Here is a 22,197-nt window from a genome sequence, read left to right as displayed (position 1 = left end):
TCGTTTGAGCGCAAAGCGCGATGGACCTGGCAGGCAAGGTCCCTGCCCGGGGCCCGGCGGGAGGGCGGTTCGGCGGGGTGTCTACCGTGGTTTCCCTGTGACTGCAAGCAACTTCCGCATTCCGCGTACCGCAAATGGTTAAAGTGGTCTCCGATTGTGCATGCGCATGACGCGCAAGGGATACGAGAAGGAAACCATATGGGATTCGTTTCTAAACTGCTCTCCTTCGGAGCGGACAAGGACCTCAAGCGCTACGAGAAGATGGTCACCAAGATCAACGAGCTCGAGCCCACCTACGAGAAGATGAGCGACGAGGAGCTCGCCCACCAGACGGTTCTGTTCCGCGAGCGCTATGCGAACGGGGAAAGTCTCGACTCCATGCTGAACGAGGCGTTCGCCGTCGTCCGCGAGGCATCCAAGCGCACGCTCGGCTTGCGTCACTTCGACGTCCAGCTCATTGGCGGTATGGCACTGCATGAGGGGCAGATCGCCGAGATGAAGACGGGCGAGGGCAAGACGCTCGTCTCCACGCTCGCCGGTTACCTGAACGCCATCCCCGGTCGCGGTGTGCACATCGTCACCGTGAACGACTACCTGGCCAAGCGCGACTCCGAGCAGATGGGCCGCATCTACCACTTCCTCGGCATGACCGTGGGCCTGCTGCAAAACGGCATGCCGCTCGATCAGAAGCGCCCGGCCTACGCCGCTGACATCACCTACGGCACGAACTCCGAGTTCGGCTTCGACTACCTGCGCGACAACATGGTCGTCCGCCCGACGCAGCGCGTCCAGCGCGGCCATGTGTACGCCATCGTCGACGAGGTCGACTCCATCCTGATCGATGAGGCGAGGACCCCGCTTATCATCTCCGGTCAGGGCACGAAGTCGGCGAGCATCTACAAGAACTTCGCGCGCGCCGTCCGCGGCCTCACCCGCGGCGAGGAGCCCGAGTTCGACATCATGGCCGGCGGCGAGCGCCCCGAGCCCACCGGCGACTTCGTGATGGACGAGGCCAAGCACACCATCGCCGCCACCGAGCAGGGCCTGAAGAAGATCGAGCAGCGCCTGGGCATCGACGACATCTACGCCGACCTGTCCGGCCAACTCGTGAATCACCTGCAGCAGGCATTGAAGGCCCAGTACATGTTCCATCGCGACAAGCAGTACGTCGTGACGAACGGCGAGGTCAAGATCGTCGACGAGTTCACCGGCCGCATCATGGAGGGCCGTCGCTACTCCGAGGGCCTGCACCAGGCCATCGAGGCCAAAGAGGGCGTGCTCGTGCGCGAGGAGAACCAGACGCTCGCGACCATCACCCTGCAGAACTACTTCCGTCTCTACGAGAAGCTCTCCGGCATGACCGGTACCGCCCTCACCGAGGACGCGGAGTTCCGTGAGATCTACGACCTGGCCGTCCAGGTCATTCCGCCCAACAAGCCCGTCATCCGCAAGGACAACGACGACCTCGTCTACCGCACCATCGACGCCAAGTTCAACGCGGTCGCCGACGACGTGGCCGAGCGCCACGCGAACGGCCAGCCCGTGCTCGTGGGCACCGTGTCCATCGAGAGCTCCGAGCGCCTGTCGCGCCTGCTCAGCAAGCGCGGCATCAAGCATGAGGTGCTGAACGCGAAGTACCATGAGCGCGAGGCGCACATCGTCGCGCAGGCGGGCCGTCTGGGTGCCGTCACGATCGCTACGAACATGGCCGGCCGTGGTACGGACATCCTGCTCGGCGGCAACCCGGAGGAGCTTGCTCGCGAGGAGGTCATCGCGAGCGGCATCGATCCCGAGGAGTCTCCTGAGGAGTTCCGCGAGGCGTTCGACCGCGAGCTGCTGCGCGCCAAGGAGGTCTGCGCCAAGGAGCACGAGGAGGTTGTCGCCGCGGGCGGCCTGACCGTCATCGGCACCGAGCGCCATGAGTCGCGCCGTATCGACAACCAGCTGCGCGGCCGCTCCGGCCGTCAGGGCGACCCGGGCGAGACCCAGTTCTACCTGTCGCTCGAGGACGACCTCATGCGCCTGTTCGGCGGCGAGCGCATGGACAAGGTCAGCCAGATGATGCAGCGCTACGACATGCCCGACGACATGCCCATCCAGAACAAGATCATCTCCAAGGCCGTCGAGGGTGCACAGCGCAAGGTCGAGAGCATCAATTTCTCGATGCGCAAGAACGTGCTCGAGTACGACGACGTCATGAACAAACAGCGTCAGGTCATCTACGCCGAGCGCAACAAGGTGCTCGACGGCAAGGATCTGGCCGAGCATATCGACGAGGTCATCGACGACACCGTGTCCCGCTGCGTGCAGGAGTTCTGCGCGAAGGACTCGCGTGACGGCGAGTGCGATCTCGAGGGCCTGCACAAGTGGCTCGTCGAGCTCACCGGCAACCAGGATGCCCCCGAGTTCGGCGACGAGAGTTACGACGACCTCAAGCGCGACGTGCTTGCCTATGTCGAGGAGTGCTACGACAAGAAGGCCGAGCGCTTGGGCGAAGATCTCATGCGCGACCTCAACACCCAGGTCATGCTGCGCGTGATCGATACGCGCTGGATGAACTACCTGCAGGAGATGGACTACCTGAAGCAGGGCATCGGCCTGCGCGGCTTCGGTCAGCGCGACCCGCTCGTCGAGTACAAGTCCGAGGCGTTCGCCGCGTTCCAGATGCTCGTGGACACGATGTACGAGGACTACCTGCGCACCGTGCTGCGCATCGAGGTGCGTCAGGCGCCGAAGCCCGAGCAGACCGCCCCGCTCGCCGGCGCGACCTACTCCGGCCCCTCCGACCCCGACGGCGCCTCCACGCTGCGCACCCAGGCTGCCGCCAACGCCGCGAACGCCGCCGGCCGTGCCCCCCAGGGCACCGCGGGCGCCGCGGGCGCGAGCGTGCGCACCTACCGCAAGTCCGAGAGCGGCGACCCGTATGCCAACGTGGGCCGCAACGATCCCTGCCCCTGCGGGAGCGGTAAGAAGTTCAAGCACTGCCACGGCAAGGACCGCTAATGGCTGAGCAGGCCTCTGTAACCGTCGCCGACCTCGATGCGCTCGCCGCACGCCTGGTCGAGGTGGAGTCCTATCTCCACCTCGAGGAGAAGCGCGGGCGCGTCGAGGAGCTCGAGCGCCAAAGCGCTGCCCCCGGGTTCTGGGACGACGCCGAGGCCGCCCGTGCGCTCATGGCCGAGCTCGCGCGCGACCGCGATGACATCAAGGCCGTAGAGGCGGCGCGTGAGGGGATTGCCGACGCGCGCGCTGCCCTGGAGCTCGCCGAGGAGATGGACGGAGACGAGGAGCTCATGTGTGAGGCCGCGTCCACCGTGGCCGCGCTCACGCGCGAGATCGACGACATGGAGCTCTCGAGCTGGTTCACCGGCAAGTACGACCATGGCGGCGCCATCGTGACCATCAAGCCTGGCCAGGGCGGCCTGGAGGCCCAGGACTGGACCTTCATGCTGTTCAAGATGTACATGAAGTACTGCGCCCGGCGCGGCTGGAAGGTCACGATCAACGATTGCCCGGCCGCCGAGGTCATCGGCATCGACCGCGCGACGTTCACCGTCGAGGGCAAGGACGCCTTCGGCATGCTGCGCGCCGAGGCAGGTGTGCACCGCTTGGTTCGCATCAGCCCCACCGACGCCAAGAAGCGCCGCCAGACGACCTTCGCCGGCGTCGAGGTCATCCCGGTGCTGCCGGATGACATCGACATCGAGATCGCTCCCGACGACATCCGCGTGGACGTGTACCATGCGAGCGGTCCGGGCGGCCAGGGCGTCAACACGACCGACTCTGCTGTCCGCGTCACGCATCTGCCGACCGGCATCGTGGTCACGTGCCAAAACGAACGCAGCCAGATCCAGAACAAGGCGGCGTGCATGCAGATCCTGAAGGCCCGTCTCTACGAGCTGGAGCTGCAGAAGCGCGAAGACGAGCTCGACGAGATCCGCGGCCCCAAGCATGACATCGGCTTCGGCAACCAGATCAGAAGCTACGTGCTGTACCCGTACCAGATGGTGAAGGACCTCCGGTGCGGCGTGGAGACGGGCAACGTCGACGCGGTCCTGGAGGAGGGCGACCTCGATCCGTTCATCGTCGGCTACCATCGCTGGGCGACGGGCAACGCCGACTACGCGCCCGACGAAGAGGACCTTGCAGACTAGCGTTCGTCTCGATTTCAGGCGGCCTCGATACATACGAGGTCGCCTTTTTGCTATCGTTTGGCCGTTTGCGAACAAGGGAGAGGAGTCTGGACGTGGCAAGACATCATGGTGCGCCGATCGATGTGAGGCGGCTCGTGCAGTCGAAGTTCGTGCGCGACCTGCCGATCGTCGCCGCCGGGTGCGCCATCGCGGCGCTCGCCGTCGATATGTTCATGGTCCCGAACGGCCTCGCCGCCGGCGGCGTGACCGGCCTTGCCACCATCATCGCCGAGCTCACGCGCCGCGCGGGGTTCGAGCTGCCCGTCGGTTTCCAGACCATCGTCATGAACGCGTTGCTGCTCCTGCTCGTCTGGCGCACCGGCGGGGCGCGCTATGCCGTGCAGACCATCACGGGGTTCGTCCTGTTCGGTTTCTTCACCGACCTGTTCGCCCCCTTCGTCGTTCCGCTCGGCGACGGGGACCTCATGCTGCCCTCGCTTTGGGGCGGCATCATCTCCGGTATCGGATACGGGCTCGTGTTCCGCTGCGGCGTGAACACGGGCGGCTCGGACACCGTGGCGCAGATCATCTCCCGTAAGACGTCGCTTCCGGTTGGCTCGACGGTCATGGCCATCGACGTGGCCGTCTGCGCGGCGAGCGCCCCGGTCTTCTCCATCGAGAACGCGCTGTACGCGGCGCTCTCCATGGTGCTCATGGGCTATGTGATCGACAGCGTCGTCGACGGGTCGGACCATCGCCGCGCCGCCTTCGTCATCTCCGACCGCCACGGGGACATCGCCGACGACGTCATGTACGAGATGGGCCGCGGGGTGACCGAGATCGCCGCGCGCGGCGTGTGGAGCGGTAAGGACCGCCCGATGCTCATGATCATCCTCGACCGTCGCGAGGTGTCGATCCTGAAGACGGTCGTGGCGGAGCGCGATCCCGAGGCGATCGTGTTCATCACTGATGTGACCGAGGCGTTCGGCGAGGGCTTCAAGGAGCTCGGGGAGTAGCTTCGCGGCCAAGGGGAGCAGGGTGAATAACCGCCGCCCGCCCCGCCTCCCATCAGGGGAGCGCAAGCGGCGCGTCAGGTTTTCCGCATGGGCACCCCACTGACCCGGCGCGCGGGGAGGCCGTTTGCCCTCCTTCGCCTAATAACGTGCGTTTTGGCTGGTTGCGTATGGTACTGTGAACTACGTACCTACGGGACCCATGCGCGTGCGGCGCCCGAGCGCTCCGCACGTACCACGAAAGGAGGCACCATGGGCGACGATGAGCTCAAAAAGGTTGCCAACGAGGTCCGACGCGGAATCGTGACCTCCGTCCACGCTGCGAAGTCGGGACATCCCGGCGGGTCGCTCGGAGCGGCCGACATCATCACGTACCTGTACTTCGAGGAGATGGACGTCGACCCGGCCGACCCGCACAAGGCGGGGCGCGACCGCTTCGTGCTCTCGAAGGGCCATTGCGCGCCCGCGCTCTACTCCGCGCTCGCCTGCCGCGGGTTCTTCCCGAAAGAGGACCTGGAGACCCTTCGCCACATCGGGTCCCACCTGCAGGGCCATCCCAACATGAACGACACGCCCGGCGTCGACATGTCCACCGGCTCTCTGGGCCAGGGCATCTCCGCGGCGGTCGGCATGGCGCTCGCCGCGAAGCACTGGGGCGACTCCTACCGCACGTACTGCCTGCTCGGCGACGGCGAGATCGAGGAGGGCCAGGTGTGGGAGGCCGCGATGTTCGCCGGCAACCACGCGCTCGACAACCTCTGCCTCATCGTCGACCACAACGGCCTGCAGATCGACGGCACCATCGAGGAGGTCAACTCCGCGATGCCCATCGCCGATAAGTTCCGCGCGTTCAAATTCCATGTGATCGAGGTCGCCGACGGCAACGATTTCGAGCAGATCCGAGCCGCCTTCGCCGAGGCGCGCGCCACGAAGGGCGCCCCGACGTGCATCGTCGCCGAGACGGTGAAGGGCAAGGGCGTCTCGTTCATGGAGAACAACGTGGGCTGGCACGGAAAGGCGCCCAACGACGAGCAGTTCGAGCAGGCCATGGCCGAGCTCGAGAAGGAGGCGTAAGCGATGGCTGACGTGAAGAAGATCGCCACCCGCGCGAGCTACGGCGAGGCGCTCGTCGAGCTCGGCGCCGAGCACGACGATTTCGTGGTCTTGGACGCCGACCTGGCGGCCGCCACGCAGACCGGCAAGTTCAAGGCCGCCTATCCCGACCGCTTCTTCGACGCGGGTATCGCCGAGGAGAACATGATGGGCATCGCCGCGGGCATCGCCACGACGGGCCGCGTCGCGTTCGCCTCGACGTTCGCGATGTTCGCCGCCGGACGCGCTTTCGAGCAGGTGCGCAACTCCATCGGCTACCCGCACCTGAACGTCAAGATCGGCGCCACGCACGCGGGCATCTCGGTGGGCGAGGACGGCGCCACGCACCAGTGCTGCGAGGACGTCGCGCTCATGCGCACCATCCCCGGCATGACCGTGATCGTGCCGTCCGACGACGTCGAGGCGAAGGCTGCCGTGCGCGCCGCCTACGAGATGGACGGTCCCGTCTACATGCGCTTCGGCCGTCTTGCCGTGCCCGTCTTCAACGACGAGGAGACCTACGAGTTCGAGATCGGGCGCGGCGTCAAGCTGCGCGAGGGCTCGGATGTGACCATCGTCGCCTGCGGCCTGATGGTCCAGGCGGCGCTCGAGGCCGCAGACACGCTCGCCGACCGCGGCATCGACGCGGAGGTCATCAACATCCACACCATCAAGCCGCTCGACGAGGACATCATCGTCGAGAGCGCGAAGAAGACCGGTCGCGTCGTGACGTGCGAGGAGCACTCCATCATCGGCGGCCTGGGCGACGCCGTCCTCGCCGCGCTCGCCGAGAAGCATCCGGTGCCGGTCAAGAAGGTCGGCGTGATGGACACGTTCGGCGAGTCCGGCCCGGCGGTCGACCTGCTGCACAAGTACGGTCTGGACGCCGAGGGCGTCACGGCGGCCGTCGAGGCGTTCATGGCGTAAGAGCCCGTCTCACGCGCTTCTCGTGGAGTAAAGCCGACCCACGCGCCTGTAACAGTGCGGTGGTACACTCCATGGAGCAGCTAGTTCGCTGAGCGCCGTGGCCTGCTGCATGCGGGTCGCGGCGCTCAGTTCATGCCGAGCCATCGCGCCCTGTGCGCCCGGTGGCTTTCGATAATGATACGGGAGCACGCCATGAGCGATACGACACGTCGAGAGGACCTATGCGAAGCGGCGCCGACGGCGACCGAGGACTTCGCTGACGCCTGCGAGATTGCCGGGCAGGCTCTGCAGGATCTCTCCGAGCACGACCAGGCGCTCGAGACGCTGATGCAGATTCCGCTGTCGGCGACGGCGATGCTCAACATGAACACGCGCTCGGGCGGGACGCAGGAGCTTCCCGCCGGCCTGCGCGCGGCCGGAGCGCACTATGCGGCCGGGCAAGCGGACGAGGAGGTGCCGGGCGCGAAGGAGCAGAAGCCGAAAAAGGGCCATCGCCGCGGCCGCATCGCGCTCATCGTCATCTTTGTCGTCGCTGCCCTCGCTGCGGCTGCCGTGGCGCTCGGTATCTACTTTTGGCCGCAGCTTCAACCGAAGCCGGATGCGGCGGTGGCGACCGAGGTGCTCGAGGCGGATTCCGACATCATGGACGGCTTTGCGGTGAACGACTACGTCGAGGAGAGTCCCTATGAGCTTTCCGACGTCGAGGTCACCTCGATGACGCAGGCCGATGACGGTTCGTTCACCCTCGATGTGACAGCGACCGTCGCGAACGAGAGCTTCGAGAGCGATCTTACGGGAACGTTGCTGGTGGCGCGCGCCGACCGTCAGGACAGCTTCCCCGACCTGGCGGGTGCCACGCCCGACGATGCCGGTTGGGTGGGTACGGTCCTGCAGGCGACGGCGACGACGCGCGCCATCGCCCCGGTGACGCACGACCCCGCGTTTCCCGACGGATTCGCGCCGACGTTCGACGCCGCCGCGCAGACGTGCACCTTCGCCTCCTCGACGGAGTACACGTTCTGGTTCGGCGCCGATACGGTATCCAAACCCGTGACCTATACCTTTGACGGCAACGCTTGGTTGCGTTCGGAAGGGGAGGCGACTTCGGCCGTCACGTATAACGGCGCGGCGCTCGAAGGGGATTACTCGCCCACGAATGCCGACGCGTCGAGCATCGCGAGTTTCTCTATCTCGAACTTCGATCCGGCATCGAACACGTTCGCCGTGACGTATCGCGCGGTGTCGCCCGGCCTTGCCTCCGATGCGGTGAGCGGCGTTATCTCATGCACCATCAGCCCGGCAGAGCCCGGTGACACGACGAGCGGCTACGTGCAGGTCGACGGCGCGGTGTACACGTTTGCCGGCGAGGGCTCGAGTTCGGGAGGCGAGGGATCGGCCCGCATCCAGGGTGTGTTCGGCCTCGATGGTACGCTTATCATCTCGATGTCGTGCGATTACACGCGCCGCCCGCTGCTGTTCGGCGAGCCGACGAACGAGACGATGGAGATCGCGGGTACGCTCGCGCACAATTAGACGGGTCTTCCGGCCCATGGATGGTGACCGGGCACGTGGCTCATGAGAAGGCCGTGCCATGGGGATATCCCGTGGCACGGCCTTTATATATCGTGATGCGTTGTTTCTCTCAAGATGTTAACCACTTAACGACTGAAACCCGCCGCTCGCAGTGCCTGGTAAACCATAGGAATCATATAAAACATATTGAATCACACAATATCAGCTATGTTTATGATGCAGGCGTCCAGCAGGGATCGGGGGCGACGCTATGCGGTTGGCGGAACATGCGGTGCTGTTCGATATGGGTGGCATCCCGGTGATCGGTAATCTCGAGACAGGCGCCCTCGTGGGGCTGACAGACGAAGGTGCGGACCTGGTGCGCGCCATGATGCGCCGCGATGTCGACGCGTCTGAGACGCCCGTATCATGCGAGCAGCTCGTAGAGTATCTGCGCGACCACGGGTTCTGCTCGCCTGCGCGTTCCAGCCGTCCTCATCTGGCGTACCTGCATGTGACAAATCGCTGCAACCTATCGTGTGCGGGCTGCTACTCGGAAGATGCTGGCAGGAATTGCGCGCCCGATCCTGAACTTGATGACTTGGCGCACGCAGCTCGCGTGCTTGTGGAGCTTGGTGTCGAGCGATTGGTTGTCTCCGGCGGAGAGCCGTTTGCCCGCGATGATTTAGCACCCATCTTGGCAGATGCCAGGACGGCGGGTATCCGCCATATCAGCGTGCTCACGAACGGCACACTGGTGACTCCTGCGCGCTTGGCAGGTCTCAAGGGGCTTGTTGAGGTCATCTCGGTTTCATTTGACGGCACCGCCGCCGATGCGCCGGCCCATGTGCGCGGCGTCCAGCTGTTCGATCGGCTCGTGCATGCGGTGGGGGACATCCGCGCCGCGGGGTTTGCGGTCCAGATTTTGCCGACGATACACGCGCGCAACATTGAGGATATCCCTGCCTATCTCGAGCTGGGGCAACGCCTAGGTGCTGCTGTGGGCTTCAGCCTTCTTTCCGGTTCGCCCGCGCGTCTCGGAGGGCTTATGTGCGATGAGGTGTCCTGCGCACGCTTGGCAGAGCTCATGGTGTCATGCGGCGCAACGATTGATGATGATGCGGGATGGGCCGCATCTGCTCACCAGCTGGCTGCCCGAGCCCGCTGCGGCGCCGGCCGCGCGGGGGTAAGCGTTGCTGCAGACGGCACCGTCTACCCCTGCCATATGCTGCACGATTCCCCGTATGCGCTCGGCTGCGCCTTCACCGATGGGGCGGCGAGCATTCGAGAAGCGCTTCGCGCGTTCGATCTTCCAACGGTCGACGCTATCGATACCTGCTCTTCCTGTGGTAAGCGCTACCTGTGTGGAGGTGGTTGTCGAGCACGCGCTTACCGGGCGTCCGGGTCTCTTGCCGGACGCGACCCGTTCTGCAATTACTACAATCGAGCGCTCGAGGCGGCCATCGACGATATGACATCCAGATTTCAAAGGAGTGCGTAGCCATGTTGTTCACCATCGATAACGATCAATCCCTCGATTCCCAGTGCGTCATCATTTTCGGTGTGCGCGTCGGCATGTAATGCCCCATCTTCTGTAAAGGAGCGAAGCTATGGTCTCCAAAACATTGCGCGGCGTCCAGCTGTGCGATGACCGGTCGGGTGGAAACCCTCCGAAAGCTTCCCGTCGGTTCCTGTTGGTAGGTATGCTCTACATCATGTGCGCCATGCTCGGAGTCGGCATCGCGGCGAACGCTTGGGTGCTTGCCGCGATCGTGCCTGAGCTGGTCGGCGGTGGCACCTCTGCGGTGGAGCAGCGCTATATGTTCATCAGCATTCTCAACATCGCCTGCGACGCCGTGTCCCTGTCCGTCTTCCTGTCGTTTGTGCTTGCCGTCGGGCGGCGCGCGGAGTTCTTTTCCGTGCCGCAGACGACGCGCCTTGTCGCGCTCGGCGCCCTGAACGCTGCGGGCACGCTCTTCGGACTGCTCATGCCCACCTTCAGCCCGCCGGCGATCCCCGGTGCCGCCATGATGGCAACGGCTGTCATGCCCGAATTGGATTTAGCATCTCTTATGCTTTCTGTGACGTTTTTTGCACTTGCTGGTGCTTTCGAGTACGGTAGAATCCTGCAAGAAGACTCAAACGGCATTCTGTAGGTGATGCATATGCCCATTGTGATGCGACTCGACCGCGTTATGGCGGACCGCAAGATGACTTCGCTCGAGCTTGCCGAGAAGATTGGCATCTCCCCGGTCAACGTCTCCCGTATCAAGACGGGGCGCCTGAAGGGCATTCGCTTCTCGACGCTCACCGCCATGTGCGAGGCGCTTCACTGCAAGCCGGGCGATATCATCGACTGGATGGATGACGACGAATACGAGGCGGCCTTCGGAAAGCTGCCTGAGGAGTAGCCGTTCAATCAGCCTGCTTACAGAAGGGGGTGTCTTCGGGCGCCCTCTTCGTGTTGAGCTGGGTTTGAATCCCGTGCATTCTCTGTGCACATCGGCTCCGGCTGATAGAATACGTAGCCGAATATGTAGATCAAACGCACGACAGAAGGAGCTTCTAGTGGGTAACCACTTCCGTAAGCCCGCAGGCGAGCAGGCCGCCCCCCAGGCGGCTGCAGCGGACCAGATGGATTCCGCCAGCTCGGCACCTGCGCCTGACGTCGCCCCGAGCGACGCTGCGGTGCCCGCCGCTGAAGCGTCAGCGGCGCCATCTCCTGCAACAGATCCGATTGATTCGATGCCCCAGCAGGCAGCCCCTGCCGTGTCGGCTCCAGCGGCGTCCGGTGTGGCACCCGCCCCCATGCCCGCTGATCTTCCGGCGCCCGTCGGGCATCCCATCAGCGTGCCCTCGCCGGCTGATGCGCCGATCGATGCGGGCTTCCGCACCCAAGCGGGTCCCGTCGAGGCGGCTATCGACGCTTCCGAGCAGCGTCAGATCGCCGACGTTGACGCCGCGCTCGCGAGTCCCGATTTCACCTCGGTGTTCGCACCGGTTCAGGAGTCGCGCAAGCAGATGGCTCGCGATGCGGGCGTCGAGCCCGTCATCCTCATGGAGCATGTGACCAAGATCTATCCGGCGCAGCCGAACAAGCCCGCGCTCGATGACATCAACCTGGAGATCTATCCGGGTGAGTTCGTGTTCCTCGTCGGTCATTCGGGTTCCGGCAAGACGACGCTGCTTTCCACGATGATCCGCGACGTCAAGCCCACGAGCGGTCGCATCCTCGTCGCCGGGCAGGATCTCATGCGCATCAAGAACCGCAAGGTCCCGTTTTTGCGCCGCCAGATCGGCGCGGTGTTCCAGGATTTCCGCCTGCTGCCGAACAAGACCGCTTATGAGAACGTCGCGTTCGCGCTCGAGTGCATCGGCAAGCCGAAGGCCGTCATCCGCAGCCAGGTGCCCGAGGTTCTGCGCCTCGTCGGCCTGGCGGACCAGATGGACTCCATGCCCGATCAGCTTTCCGGTGGCGAGCAGCAGCGCGTCGCCGTCGCTCGCGCCATGGTCAACCGTCCGCCGCTGCTCATCTGCGACGAGCCGACGGGCAATCTCGACCCGGCCATCTCGCTCGGCATCATGAAGCTGCTCGAGCGCATCAACCGTACCGGCACGACCGTGATCGTCGCCACGCACGACCGCGAGATGGTCGACTCCATGCATCGTCGCGTCATCGCGCTCGAGGCGGGCCATATCGTTCGCGACCAGGAGAGGGGAGGCTACGGTAACTATGGTGCCTAGCAATTTCGGGTATTCGCTGCGCGAGGCGGGCAGCCATTTCTTCCGCAACCTCGGCACCTCGATCGGTGCGGTCATCACGATCTTCCTGTCGCTGTTCATCATCGGCCTGTTCATTCTGGGCTCGGCGATGGTCAACGCCGTGATCGGCACGGTCGAGCAGCAGGTGACCATCAACGCGTTCATTTCCGATGATGCCTCCGACGAGGCCATCGAGGCGTTCCAGGACAAGATCGAGGGCTGGGACAACGTCGCCTCCGTCACGTTCAAGACGAAGGAAGATGCGCTCGCCGACTACACGGGCAACATCTCCAACAACGCCGACGCGACGCTCGCCGCGCTCGATGGCGAGAACCCGCTTCCGCGTTCGTTCGTGATCGAGATGGACGATCCCTCCAAGGTCGAGGCCACCGCTGAGCGCATCAAGGAGGATCCCGATTTCCGTCAGATCGTCGACGATGACGACCCAGACGTCGACGACGTTGATGCCGATGTGAACGCGAGCGTCCTGTACGGCCGCGAGGAGGTCGGGCGCCTGTTCGAGGTGACCGCCTACATCCGTATCGCCGCGGTCGTGCTCGTCGCCCTCCTCACGTTCATCGCGTTCATCTTCATCAACAACACGATTCGCCTGTCCATCACCGCGCGCCGTCGCGAGATCGGCATCATGCGCCTCGTGGGCGCCTCGAACAGCTTCATCCGCGGGCCGTTCATTACCGAGGGCGTCATCCAAGCTCTGCTCGGATCGCTGCTCACCATCGGTGCGCTGGAGCTCATCCGCAACCTCGGCATGCCCGCGCTGCAGCGCGCGATCAACTTCATCTCCTTCAACATCCCGATGGAGATGTACCTTATGACCTACGCCGCCCTCGTTATCGTGGGCGTCGTTATCGGCCTGTTCGGCTCGGCTATCGCCATGGGGCGCTACCTCAAGGTGTAGGCCGCGCGCAGAACGCACACTTGACAGCTTGCTTGCATGATCGGGCCGCCCGCAAGGCGGCCCGATTGCATTTCGGCCCTTCGCGGCGGCAATCGTCCGGATGGGTATACGACAGACTGACAGAGAGGGAAGGGAGGCGTCATGGGACGCAAATCAAGAGGTGCGGGTCGCCGTCGAGGGCCGACGCGCTCGCGGGGGACCGCGCGTATAGCGGGCACCGTCCGTGTCACCGATGCCGGGGCCTTCGTCGAGACCGCTGAGGGCGCCTTCCGGCTCACGCAGCGCGGCATCCGGGAGGCGATGAACGGCGATACGGTGACGGTCAGCCTGCATCGCGGCCCCGGTGGAGACAAGCGCGCCGTGGTGGAGAGTACGCTTGCGCGCTCGACCACCACGATCGTGGGCACCTTCGACCAGACGGGGCCGCTCGGTGTCGTGCGCCCGCTCGACACGCGGGTGCGCCAGGACTTCTTCGTGCTGCCGACCGACTCCTCGCCGCGTGACGCCGGGGTGTCCGCCGGCGATATCGTCTCGGCGCGCATCGTGAGCTATCCGTCGCGCTACGAATCGGGTGTGGCGACCATCGAGCAGCGTCTCGGCGGCCCGGACGCCCCCGATCTCGGCATCCGCTGCATCATGGCCCGCTACGACCTGGAGGATGGCTATCCTGCCGTCGCGGTGGAGCAGGCCGCCCCGGCGACGCTCGATGTGGACGCTGCGCTCGAGGACCCGCTGCGCCGCGATATCCGCGACCGGTTCCTGCTGACGATCGACCCTATCGATGCGCGCGATTTCGATGACGCCATCTCGCTCGAGCCGTTGGGCGAGGGGCGCGTGCGGCTGGGCGTGCACATCGCCGATGTCTCGCACTACGTGGTGTGGGAGAGCGATCTTGACCTCGAGGCGCGCCGGCGCTCGACGTCGGTGTATCTGGCCGACCGCGTGCTGCCGATGCTGCCCGAGGCGCTCTCGTGCGACGTGTGCTCCCTGCGCCCCGATCGGGACCGGCTTGCGATGACGGTCGATATGGAGCTCGACCGCCGCGGTCGTCTTTTGGGCTTCAAGGTCTACCCGAGCGTCATCCGCTCGCGCCTTCGGCTCGATTACGAGGCCGTCGACACGCTGCTTGACGAGTTGCGCGAGCCGGCGGAGGGGTTTGAGGACCAGGCGCGCACCGAAGCGCGCGCCCGGGCGAAGGCCGCCTTCGAGCGTGCGTGCACGATGGATGTCGACCTTGCCGGCTACCTGCGCGCGGCCGATGCCGTCGCTCAGAAGCGCTTGGCGATTCGCCATGCGCGCGGTGCCATCGATTTCGATACCGTGGAGGTGCATTGCCTGCTGGACGCCGCGGGCCTGCCCGAGCGCATCACCTGCCGCGAGCGCACGCGCGCGACCTCGCTCGTGGAGGAGGCGATGCTGCTTGCCAACGAGTGCGTGGCGGGCTGGCTTGCCGACCGGGGACTGGATGCCGCCTACCGCGTGCACGAGCCGCCCTCTCCTGACGATCTGGCGGCCGCAGCAAAGACGCTCGTCGGTATCGGCGCCATCGACCGTGCGCGCGCCGCCGGCATCAGGGCGGCAGATCCCGCTGCCATCGAGGCGACGCTCGAGGAGAGCCGGGGGACCGGTTGGGCGCCGCTCGTGAACGCCCTTCTGCTGCGCGCGATGCAGCGCGCGGTCTATCGTCCGCACAACCTCGGCCACTTCGCGCTGGGCGCCCCGGCTTACTGCCACTTCACGAGCCCCATCAGGCGCTATCCGGACCTGCTGGTCCACCGTGAGCTCAAACGCGCCCTGGCGCGGGAGCGCCTGGGGGCAGCGGCGGCGCGCGAGCGGGCGGCCGTCCTCACGGGGACGGGCGATAGCTCGTTAGCGCATGTGCTCCCGCAGCTCTGCCGGCATGCGAGCACGCGCGAGCGGCTTGCCGACGCCGCCGCACATGCCTCGCAGAAGGTCAAGGTCGCGCAGTACTACGCGAAGCGCATAGGGGAGCGCTTTGCGGGCTCGGTCTCGTGGATCGACACCATGGGCGCTTTCGTGCGCCTGGACGAGACGGGCGCCGAGGGCCTGGTACGCCTGTCGGCGCTCGGCGGGGATGAGTGGTGGGACCTCGACGAGGACCTCTATGTGCTGCAGGGGGCCTCGAGCGGCCGCACGATCTCGCTGGGTACCCGGGTGATCGTGGAGGTGAGCGGAACCGACGCGGTCCGCGGCCACCTCGATTTCAAGCTGATTCACCTGGGCCGTGCGCTACACTGATACGCTAGCCGACTGATTGGAAGGATTCCCGTGGAGCTACCCGTTACCGAAAGCGATATCGCCTACGCCGAGAGCTATCTGGCGGCGGGCGACCTTGAGACCGCCACGCCCCTGCTCGAGCGTCTGGTCGAGCTCGCGGAGGAATACATCGACGAATCGTGCCAGGCGACCGATGCGGTGCAGTTCTTCAGCTTCGCTGATGCCTTCGAGCGCCTGGCGTACCGGCGCGTGGAGCGCGATCCGCGCGAGCTCGTGCAGGTGGACGCTCCCTTCGACCGCCTGTACGCGGCGCTCGCCTTCGCCTACGTGGGCGCGCAGGATTACGTCAGCGCGCGCAACGCCCTGACGCAGGCGGTGCGCTGGAACCCCATGAACTGCTCGTACCGTCTGGACCTGGCGGAGCTGTACCGTGCGCTCGGCAACACGCAGGAGTGGGCGGCACTCAGCCATTCGGTGATTGAGCGCGCCTCCGATGGCCGCATGGCAGCGCGCGCCTATGCGAACCTGGGCGATTTCTTCCTCGAGGCGCATAATGCCCTGGCTGCATCCGGTTGCGCCCGCCTGGCCGAAAAGCTCGCGCCCGAGGACCGTCGCGTCCAGGCGCTCACGGACCGCATGGTGCGCGAGCGCCCCGAGGCGGCAGAGGCGAGCGATAAGGAGGCCCTCGCCGAGCTCGCCGCCCAGGGCGTCGAGACGAGCCCGTCCGCCGAGATCGCCATCTGCCTGCTCATGTGCGCATCCGACGCCGCTGCGGCGGGGGATCGCAACGAGGCGACCCAGCTGACGGTGCGCGCCCGCGGCCTTATCGGCGACGAGGCGTGCCGCGCGCTCATCAAGCTCATCCGCGAGTCGGATGCCGAGCTTGCCCAGGAGCGTGCGGAGGATTCTTCTGCACCGGCCGATGCGCCGTCGCGCGAGGAGGAGGGGCCCCATGCCGAGTCGTAAGGAGCGCAAGACCATCGCGAAGAATCGCTCCGCCCGTCACGAGTACTTCATCGAGGAGACCTTCGAGTGCGGCGTGGTGCTCGCCGGCACCGAGGTGCGCAGCCTGCGCGAGCGCGCCTGCCAGATCACGGACACCTTCGCGCTCATCCGCGGGGGAGAGTGCTGGCTCGTGGGCGTGCACATCCACCCCTACAGCCACGGCTCCATCTTCAACCGCGACCCGGACCGCCGCCGCAAGCTGCTGCTGCACCGCAAGCAGATCGACTACCTCGACGCCAAGCTGCGTAACCGCGGCTACGCCCTCGTGCCGCTCGAGCTGTACTTCGACGACAACGGCCGCGTGAAGCTCACGCTCGGCCTGGGGCGCGGCAAGAAGCTCTACGACAAGCGCGAGGACATGGCCAAGCGCGACATGCAGCGCGAGATCGATCGCGCCCTCAAGGCGCGCAGCCGCTAAGCAGATCCCCCGGGTCCGCTTGCGAGGCGCCGGCGGCCGCTTGCGAATATGCGGGCGCCGACGCCGTGTCGTTGTGGTATGGTCAAAAAGCAACAATTTGAGTAACGTTTCTTCGGTCGCGCAACGAGGGGAGCACACCATGGATCTGACCGCACTCTTCAAGATGAGCTACGGCCTGTATGTCGTCTCGGCGGAAGCCGACGGCCAGAAGGCGGGCTGCGTCATCAACACCGCCACCCAGGTGACCGCGGAGCCGCCGCGCATGATGGTGGCCGTCCATAAGGACAACGTGACCACCGACGTCATCGCCCGCGCCGGCGCCTTCGCCGTCACGGCGATCGACATGACGGCCGACATGCCCTACATCGGCAATTTCGGCTTCCGCACGAGCGCGAACTTCGATAAGTTCGAGAAGTACGGCTGCGAGATCTCGTCGGTGGGCGCCCCGTACGCGCCGCAGCACGCCTGCGCCCTGTATGCCTGCACGGTCGTCGACACCGTCGACGTGGGCACGCACCTGCTGTTCATCGGCGACATCGTCGACGCGCAGAAGCTCTCCGACGAAGAGCCGCTCACCTACAGCTACTACCACAGCACGCTGAAGGGCAAGACGCCTCCCAAGGCCTCCAGCTACCAGGCCTAAGCGCTCCTGCCTGCGCGCAGGCAAATTGTTATCGATATTGTGTCCTATTTGCGAAAACCCGTGGATGGCGGAATTGACGGAAAGTTTCGCCGCGCGGGCGATATACTAGCGGTACGTTCATCGCCTACGAAAGGATGTCATCATGGCTGACGAGAAGAAGTACAAGTTCGTGTGCGTCGTCTGCGGCTACGAGGTCGAGGTCGACACCCCTGAGCTGCCCGAGGATTACGTCTGCCCCGTGTGCGGCGTCGGTCCGGATCAGTTCGAGCGCGTCGAGGAGTAGGACGCGAGCGCATCTCCGTGTTCGAAGCGCCCCGGTCGCGGTTGCGGCCGGGGCGCTTTTGCTCAATTGCTCAACGCCGCGCCGGGTGTTCGCGCTGCCTGCTCGCGCCCGCGCGTCGCGGTTCATGCCGCGCGGCGGCGCGGTGCGCTCGAGGGGCGCGCGGCTTTGCTCGAATGCGGGCATCGCGCATGCAAGGAAAGGGGAACATCATGGGTACTCTTCAACGCCGTGTCGTTCCGGTGCAAACGGAAGCGGGCGCTCCGCGCATCGGTGCGCGCACGTACAACCTCATCTTGGCGGGCATGATCTTTCTGGGCTTCTGCGTCATGGGGCTCGGTGTCGGCGTCGTCACGAGTCCGGCCTTCACGGCATGGTTCGATGCGAACGCCGTGCTCGGCCTGGTGCTCTTCATCGCCGGTCCCATCGTGGGTATCGTGCTCATGTCGGGCGCGGTCAAGCGCCAGTCGGTGGCGCGCTCGCTCATCGGCTACGCCGTGTTCGTCTCGACGTTCGGCCTGTTCACCGCCACCGCCCTTGCGCAGTACGACCTTCCGACCATCAACACCGCCTTCATCGCCACGGCGGCCATCACCGTCGTCTTCGGCGTGCTCGGCCTTGCGTTCCCGCAGGTGTTCCAGCGCATCATCGGCACGCTCATCGTGGCGCTCATCGCGCTGTGCGTCGTGCAGGTCGCGATGGCGTTCATGGGCGTGGACCAAAGCTGGCTCGACATCGCCGTCATCGTCGTGTTCTGCGGGTTCATCGGCTACGACATGCATCAGGCTGCCATCGTGGAGCCCACGCTGCCCAACGCCGTCTTCATGGCGTCCAACCTGTTCCTGGACATCGTGAACGTGTTCATCCGCGTGCTCGACATCGTGGACAACCGCTAGCGCGCATCATCGGCAACCGCTTCATGCGCCGCCCGGCAGGATTCGTTCCTGCCGGGCGGCATTTTTTTGAGGTGAAACCAGAACAGGGGTTATTTCACGCGCGCGCAACGGGTTGATTTGCCCGCGGAGGGTTGCCGCGTCGACCCCTGTTTTGATTTCACATCCCGAGCGCCCCGTTCGTAAAGGTTTGCTTGCCCGGTTCTGCGCGATGTAAGGTTTTGCGCACATCGTGCATCAGCGCGCCGTAAGCCTGCGTCACGCATCTGAAAGGAATGGCTGCGCTCGTCCCGTCGGCCCCGTCCTGTTCGCTATAGTCGCTCGCGGTGCTGCCCCTCACGGAACGTGATGTTGGGCGGCAGCGAGAGCTCATACATCCCGAACAGGAAGGAAAAACCATGGACAAGGGTACCGTGGTTCGCGCCGCCATGGAGCGCGGCGTCTCCCGCAGGCAGTTCTTCGCCATGCTCGCCGGTGCGGCGGGCATGGCCGCCGTGGCCAGCATGGGCCTCACCGGCTGCGACGACGGCAGCGCCGCCGCCGCGCCCGAAGTCGACTACAACGAGATGTCGCTCGAGGACCTCATCGCGCAGGCCAAAGAGGAGGGCGAGGTCAACTCCGTGGGCATGCCCGACACCTGGGCTAACTGGGTGGAGACCTGGGAGGACCTCGAAGCCGAGTACGGCATCGCCCATACCGACCAGGACATGTCCTCCGCCGAGGAGATCGCCATGTTCAAGTCCGAGGGCACCGACGGCACCAAGGACATCGGCGACGTTGGCCAGCAGTGGGGCCCCACGGCCGAGCAGGAGGGCGTCACCCTCAAGTACAAGACCAGCTACTGGGACGAGATCCCCGACTGGGCCAAGGACGATGACGGCGACTGGGTCGTGGGCTACTACGGCACGATGTCCTTCATCGCCAACGACGAGCAGGTGCCCAACGCCCCCACGAGCTACCAGGACATCCTCGACGGCGACTACAAGGTGACCATCGGCGACGTCGTTGCCGGCGCTTCTTCGCAGTACGCCGTGCTCGCCGCCGCCTACGCCCTTGGCGGCAGCATCGACGACATGCAGCCCGCCTACGACTTCCTCACCGAGCTCGCCGAGGCCGGCCGCCTCGACACGGGCGACCCTTCCATCGCCCGCCTCGAGAGCGGCGAGATCGCGGTCGCCATGCACTGGGACTACAACACCTTGAACTACCGCGCCCAGATCCTGGAGAACAACCCGGATGCGGCCTTCACGGTCACCATTCCCCAGGACGGCAGCGTGCGCTCCGGTTACTGCACCATCATCAACAAGTACGCCCCGCATCCCGCTGCGGCCTGCCTCGCCCGCGAGTACATCCTGTCCGACGAGGGCCAAATCAACCTCGCCCGCGGCTTCGCCACGCCCATCCGCGACGTCGAGCTGCCCGAGGACGTCAAGGCGCTTCACCTCGATGATGCCGCCTATGGCGACAACGTGATCGACGTCGACAACGACAAGTGGACCGATGTCTGCGCCGACCTCATCACCTGGTACCAGGAGAACATCATTCCGCTGATCGGCTAAGCGCCGCATACGCATCTGAATCCACGACGCGGGGCGGCGCTTCCCGGCCGCCCCGCGTCACCGTATGAGAATACAGGAGGTCGCATATGGCATCGTCTTCTCCCGCGCCGCGCGCTGCGGCCCGGGCGCCGAAGCGCCGTCCTCTGCTCGGGTACGCCGCGATCGTTCCCTTCTTCGTCGTGGTCGTCGCCTACGAGTTCCTTCCCTTGGCGCAGCTGGTCATCGACAGCCTCATAGGGAAGGAGTCGGGAACGCCCGGCTTCGAGAACTTCATCAAGATCTTCACCACCCCGCTCTACCAGCAGTCCATCTGGAACAGCGTGTGGATCAGCCTGCTGTCGGCGATCGTGGGCATCGTCGTGGCCTTTCTCGCCGCGCGCTTCGCCTTCGAGGCGAGCGAGCGCGTGCGCAGGGTCTTCACGCTCGTCCTCAACATGATGTCGAACTTCTCCGGCGTGCCGCTGGCGTTCGCCTTCATGGTGCTCATGGGCAACTCGGGCGTCCTCACCATCATGGGGCGCAGCTGGGGCATCCCGTTTCTGGCTGATTTCGACCTGTACGGCAGCCAGGGCCTGGTGATGCTCTACATCTATTTCCAGATCCCTTTGGCGACCCTGCTTCTGCTCCCGGCGTTTTCCGGCATTCGGAAGGAGTGGCGCGAGGCAGCGACCATCCTCAAGGCGGGGACGTTCGACTACTGGTTCAGGATCGTGATTCCCAACCTCATGCCCTCGATCCTGGGCACGCTGTCGGTGCTCTTCTCCAACGCACTGGCCGCCTACGCTACCGCCTACGCGCTCGTGATGAACAACTTCGCGCTGCTGCCGCTGCAGATCACGTCCAAGTTCAAGGGCGACGTGCAGGTGGACGCCGCGACGGGCAGCGCGCTGGCGATCGTGCTCATCATCCTCATGGTCGCCTGCACCCTCATCAACAACCACTTCACCAAGCGCGCCGCGAAAGGTCGTGAGATCGTATGAGTGCCAACGCGAAGGCTGCCCGGAACGGGCGCACAACGTCGCTTGCCGCCAAGATCTTCTTGGCGATCGTAGCCCTGTACCTGCTCGTCCCGTTCGTCACCACCTTCATCTACTCGCTGTTCGTCGAGTGGACCGACGTCCTTCCCTCCGGGTTCACGCTGCGCAACTACATCGAGCTGTTCAGCAACGTGACGTTCTGGTCGTCCATCGGGCGCACGCTCGTTTTGTGCCTGGTGAGCGTCGCCATCACCATCGTGCTTCTGCTGCTGGCCATGTACGTCGTGGTGGCGGTGAACCGCAAGCTCGGGCGGGCCATGCAGTTCATCTGCATGATCCCCTACGCACTGCAGGGCGTCATCCTGTCCATCGGCATCATCTCGCTCTACACCGGCACGGGCACCATCCTGTCCAACCGCATGGTGATGCTGTTCGGAGCGTACACCATCCTGGTGTTGCCCTACATCTACCAGGGCATCCGCAACGCGCTCAACGCCATCGACGCCGAGATGCTCATCCAGGCGGCTGAGATGCTCGGCTGCGGGCGCTTCCGCGCCTACGTGCAGGTGGTCCTGCCCAATATCATCTCGGGCATCCTGGTGTCGAGCCTGCTCGCGGAAAGCATCGTGTTCGGCGACTTCGTGCTCGCCAACAACATCGCCGGCACTAACTATCAGAACATCCAGGTGTTCCTGCAGGCCAACATGGACCGGTCGAGCGGCCTTTCGAGCGCCATCGTCGTCATCATCTTCCTCGTGGTGGGCGCGGTGACCGCAACGGTCCTCAAGCTGCAGAGCGGCACGCAGAAATCCAAGGAGGAGTAGCG

At 65.1% G+C, this 22,197-nt stretch carries 20 protein-coding genes; all 20 read left to right on the top strand.

From position 1 onward, the window contains the following. Positions 1-198: 198 nt before the first annotated feature. The 20 genes from secA to H6A21_RS00400 all read left to right on the top strand — a co-directional run bounded on the left by secA (position 199) and on the right by H6A21_RS00400 (position 22,195). Positions 199-3,003, top strand: a complete 2,805-nt coding sequence (secA, locus tag H6A21_RS00495; protein ID WP_204559636.1) for a preprotein translocase subunit SecA — start codon at positions 199-201, stop codon at positions 3,001-3,003. Then, positions 3,003-4,154 carry a peptide chain release factor 2 gene (gene prfB / locus H6A21_RS00490; protein WP_204559635.1) on the top strand — a complete coding sequence of 384 codons (1,152 nt, stop codon included), beginning with the start codon at positions 3,003-3,005 and terminating at the stop codon, positions 4,152-4,154. The genes secA and prfB overlap by 1 nt, the downstream gene beginning before the upstream one ends. A 92-nt stretch (positions 4,155-4,246) precedes the next feature. Beyond that, complete coding sequence (locus tag H6A21_RS00485; protein WP_342636018.1) at positions 4,247-5,149, top strand: YitT family protein; 903 nt, start codon at positions 4,247-4,249, stop codon at positions 5,147-5,149. A 249-nt stretch (positions 5,150-5,398) separates the two neighbouring features. Beyond that, a complete protein-coding gene (locus tag H6A21_RS00480) occupies positions 5,399-6,220 on the top strand; it encodes a transketolase (protein ID WP_204559634.1) in 822 nt (273 codons plus the stop codon). A gap of 3 nt (positions 6,221-6,223) precedes the next feature. After that, positions 6,224-7,165: a transketolase family protein gene (locus H6A21_RS00475; RefSeq protein WP_204559633.1), complete on the top strand. Its 942-nt coding sequence runs from the start codon at positions 6,224-6,226 to the stop codon at positions 7,163-7,165. Between the two features lie 192 nt (positions 7,166-7,357). Further along, the gene (locus tag H6A21_RS00470) at positions 7,358-8,698 is read left to right on the top strand and encodes a hypothetical protein (RefSeq protein ID WP_204559632.1); all 1,341 of its coding nucleotides are present in this window, start codon (positions 7,358-7,360) and stop codon (positions 8,696-8,698) included. A 250-nt stretch (positions 8,699-8,948) separates the two neighbouring features. After that, the gene (locus tag H6A21_RS00465) at positions 8,949-10,178 is read left to right on the top strand and encodes a radical SAM/SPASM domain-containing protein (protein WP_204559631.1); all 1,230 of its coding nucleotides are present in this window, start codon (positions 8,949-8,951) and stop codon (positions 10,176-10,178) included. A 109-nt stretch (positions 10,179-10,287) separates the two neighbouring features. Then, complete coding sequence (locus tag H6A21_RS00460) at positions 10,288-10,833, top strand: hypothetical protein (protein WP_204559630.1); 546 nt, start codon at positions 10,288-10,290, stop codon at positions 10,831-10,833. Positions 10,834-10,842: 9 nt separating this feature from the next. Continuing rightward, positions 10,843-11,088: a helix-turn-helix domain-containing protein gene (locus tag H6A21_RS00455; protein ID WP_204559629.1), complete on the top strand. Its 246-nt coding sequence runs from the start codon at positions 10,843-10,845 to the stop codon at positions 11,086-11,088. 157 nt (positions 11,089-11,245) lie between these two features. Beyond that, positions 11,246-12,421 (top strand): cell division ATP-binding protein FtsE, encoded by a 1,176-nt coding sequence (gene ftsE, locus H6A21_RS00450; protein ID WP_342636016.1) that lies wholly within the window; start codon positions 11,246-11,248, stop codon positions 12,419-12,421. Further along, a complete protein-coding gene (ftsX, locus tag H6A21_RS00445) occupies positions 12,411-13,358 on the top strand; it encodes a permease-like cell division protein FtsX (RefSeq protein WP_204559628.1) in 948 nt (315 codons plus the stop codon). Before ftsE ends, ftsX begins: the two co-directional genes overlap by 11 nt. Positions 13,359-13,499: 141 nt before the next feature. Continuing rightward, complete coding sequence (locus H6A21_RS00440; RefSeq protein WP_204559627.1) at positions 13,500-15,617, top strand: ribonuclease R family protein; 2,118 nt, start codon at positions 13,500-13,502, stop codon at positions 15,615-15,617. A gap of 30 nt (positions 15,618-15,647) precedes the next feature. Then, positions 15,648-16,562: a hypothetical protein gene (locus H6A21_RS00435; RefSeq protein ID WP_204559626.1), complete on the top strand. Its 915-nt coding sequence runs from the start codon at positions 15,648-15,650 to the stop codon at positions 16,560-16,562. Next, entirely contained in the window at positions 16,549-17,019 is a 471-nt protein-coding gene (gene smpB / locus H6A21_RS00430) for an SsrA-binding protein SmpB (protein WP_204559625.1), read from the top strand. The genes H6A21_RS00435 and smpB overlap by 14 nt, the downstream gene beginning before the upstream one ends. A gap of 139 nt (positions 17,020-17,158) precedes the next feature. After that, entirely contained in the window at positions 17,159-17,662 is a 504-nt protein-coding gene (locus tag H6A21_RS00425; RefSeq protein ID WP_204559624.1) for a flavin reductase family protein, read from the top strand. A gap of 142 nt (positions 17,663-17,804) precedes the next feature. Next, entirely contained in the window at positions 17,805-17,945 is a 141-nt protein-coding gene (locus H6A21_RS00420) for a rubredoxin-like domain-containing protein (RefSeq protein WP_204559623.1), read from the top strand. 209 nt (positions 17,946-18,154) lie between these two features. After that, positions 18,155-18,838 carry a Bax inhibitor-1 family protein gene (locus H6A21_RS00415; protein WP_204559622.1) on the top strand — a complete coding sequence of 228 codons (684 nt, stop codon included), beginning with the start codon at positions 18,155-18,157 and terminating at the stop codon, positions 18,836-18,838. A gap of 395 nt (positions 18,839-19,233) precedes the next feature. After that, complete coding sequence (locus H6A21_RS00410; RefSeq protein ID WP_239462527.1) at positions 19,234-20,394, top strand: ABC transporter substrate-binding protein; 1,161 nt, start codon at positions 19,234-19,236, stop codon at positions 20,392-20,394. A gap of 86 nt (positions 20,395-20,480) precedes the next feature. Further along, complete coding sequence (locus H6A21_RS00405; RefSeq protein ID WP_204559621.1) at positions 20,481-21,374, top strand: ABC transporter permease; 894 nt, start codon at positions 20,481-20,483, stop codon at positions 21,372-21,374. Further along, the gene (locus H6A21_RS00400) at positions 21,371-22,195 is read left to right on the top strand and encodes an ABC transporter permease (RefSeq protein ID WP_204559620.1); all 825 of its coding nucleotides are present in this window, start codon (positions 21,371-21,373) and stop codon (positions 22,193-22,195) included. The genes H6A21_RS00405 and H6A21_RS00400 overlap by 4 nt, the downstream gene beginning before the upstream one ends. The last annotated feature ends 2 nt before the right edge of the window (positions 22,196-22,197 follow it).

The organism is Collinsella tanakaei (assembly GCF_016902615.1).
Lineage (GTDB): Bacteria > Actinomycetota > Coriobacteriia > Coriobacteriales > Coriobacteriaceae > Collinsella > Collinsella tanakaei_A.
Note: the sequence above shows the minus strand (reverse complement) of the source record. Positions and strands in the feature narration are given on the sequence as shown.

Excerpts from the sequence above, each read along its gene's own strand:
- secA (WP_204559636.1), top strand. The coding sequence starts at position 199 with ATGGGATTCGTTTCTAAACTGCTCTCCTTCGGAGCGGACAAGGACCTC.
- prfB (WP_204559635.1), top strand. The coding sequence starts at position 3,003 with ATGGCTGAGCAGGCCTCTGTAACCGTCGCCGACCTCGATGCGCTCGCC.
- H6A21_RS00480 (WP_204559634.1), top strand. The coding sequence starts at position 5,399 with ATGGGCGACGATGAGCTCAAAAAGGTTGCCAACGAGGTCCGACGCGGA.
- H6A21_RS00475 (WP_204559633.1), top strand. The coding sequence starts at position 6,224 with ATGGCTGACGTGAAGAAGATCGCCACCCGCGCGAGCTACGGCGAGGCG.
- H6A21_RS00470 (WP_204559632.1), top strand. The coding sequence starts at position 7,358 with ATGAGCGATACGACACGTCGAGAGGACCTATGCGAAGCGGCGCCGACG.
- H6A21_RS00465 (WP_204559631.1), top strand. The coding sequence starts at position 8,949 with ATGCGGTTGGCGGAACATGCGGTGCTGTTCGATATGGGTGGCATCCCG.
- H6A21_RS00460 (WP_204559630.1), top strand. The coding sequence starts at position 10,288 with ATGGTCTCCAAAACATTGCGCGGCGTCCAGCTGTGCGATGACCGGTCG.
- H6A21_RS00455 (WP_204559629.1), top strand. The coding sequence starts at position 10,843 with ATGCCCATTGTGATGCGACTCGACCGCGTTATGGCGGACCGCAAGATG.
- ftsX (WP_204559628.1), top strand. The coding sequence starts at position 12,411 with ATGGTGCCTAGCAATTTCGGGTATTCGCTGCGCGAGGCGGGCAGCCAT.
- H6A21_RS00440 (WP_204559627.1), top strand. The coding sequence starts at position 13,500 with ATGGGACGCAAATCAAGAGGTGCGGGTCGCCGTCGAGGGCCGACGCGC.
- smpB (WP_204559625.1), top strand. The coding sequence starts at position 16,549 with ATGCCGAGTCGTAAGGAGCGCAAGACCATCGCGAAGAATCGCTCCGCC.
- H6A21_RS00425 (WP_204559624.1), top strand. The coding sequence starts at position 17,159 with ATGGATCTGACCGCACTCTTCAAGATGAGCTACGGCCTGTATGTCGTC.
- H6A21_RS00420 (WP_204559623.1), top strand. The coding sequence starts at position 17,805 with ATGGCTGACGAGAAGAAGTACAAGTTCGTGTGCGTCGTCTGCGGCTAC.
- H6A21_RS00415 (WP_204559622.1), top strand. The coding sequence starts at position 18,155 with ATGGGTACTCTTCAACGCCGTGTCGTTCCGGTGCAAACGGAAGCGGGC.
- H6A21_RS00410 (WP_239462527.1), top strand. The coding sequence starts at position 19,234 with ATGGACAAGGGTACCGTGGTTCGCGCCGCCATGGAGCGCGGCGTCTCC.
- H6A21_RS00405 (WP_204559621.1), top strand. The coding sequence starts at position 20,481 with ATGGCATCGTCTTCTCCCGCGCCGCGCGCTGCGGCCCGGGCGCCGAAG.
- H6A21_RS00400 (WP_204559620.1), top strand. The coding sequence starts at position 21,371 with ATGAGTGCCAACGCGAAGGCTGCCCGGAACGGGCGCACAACGTCGCTT.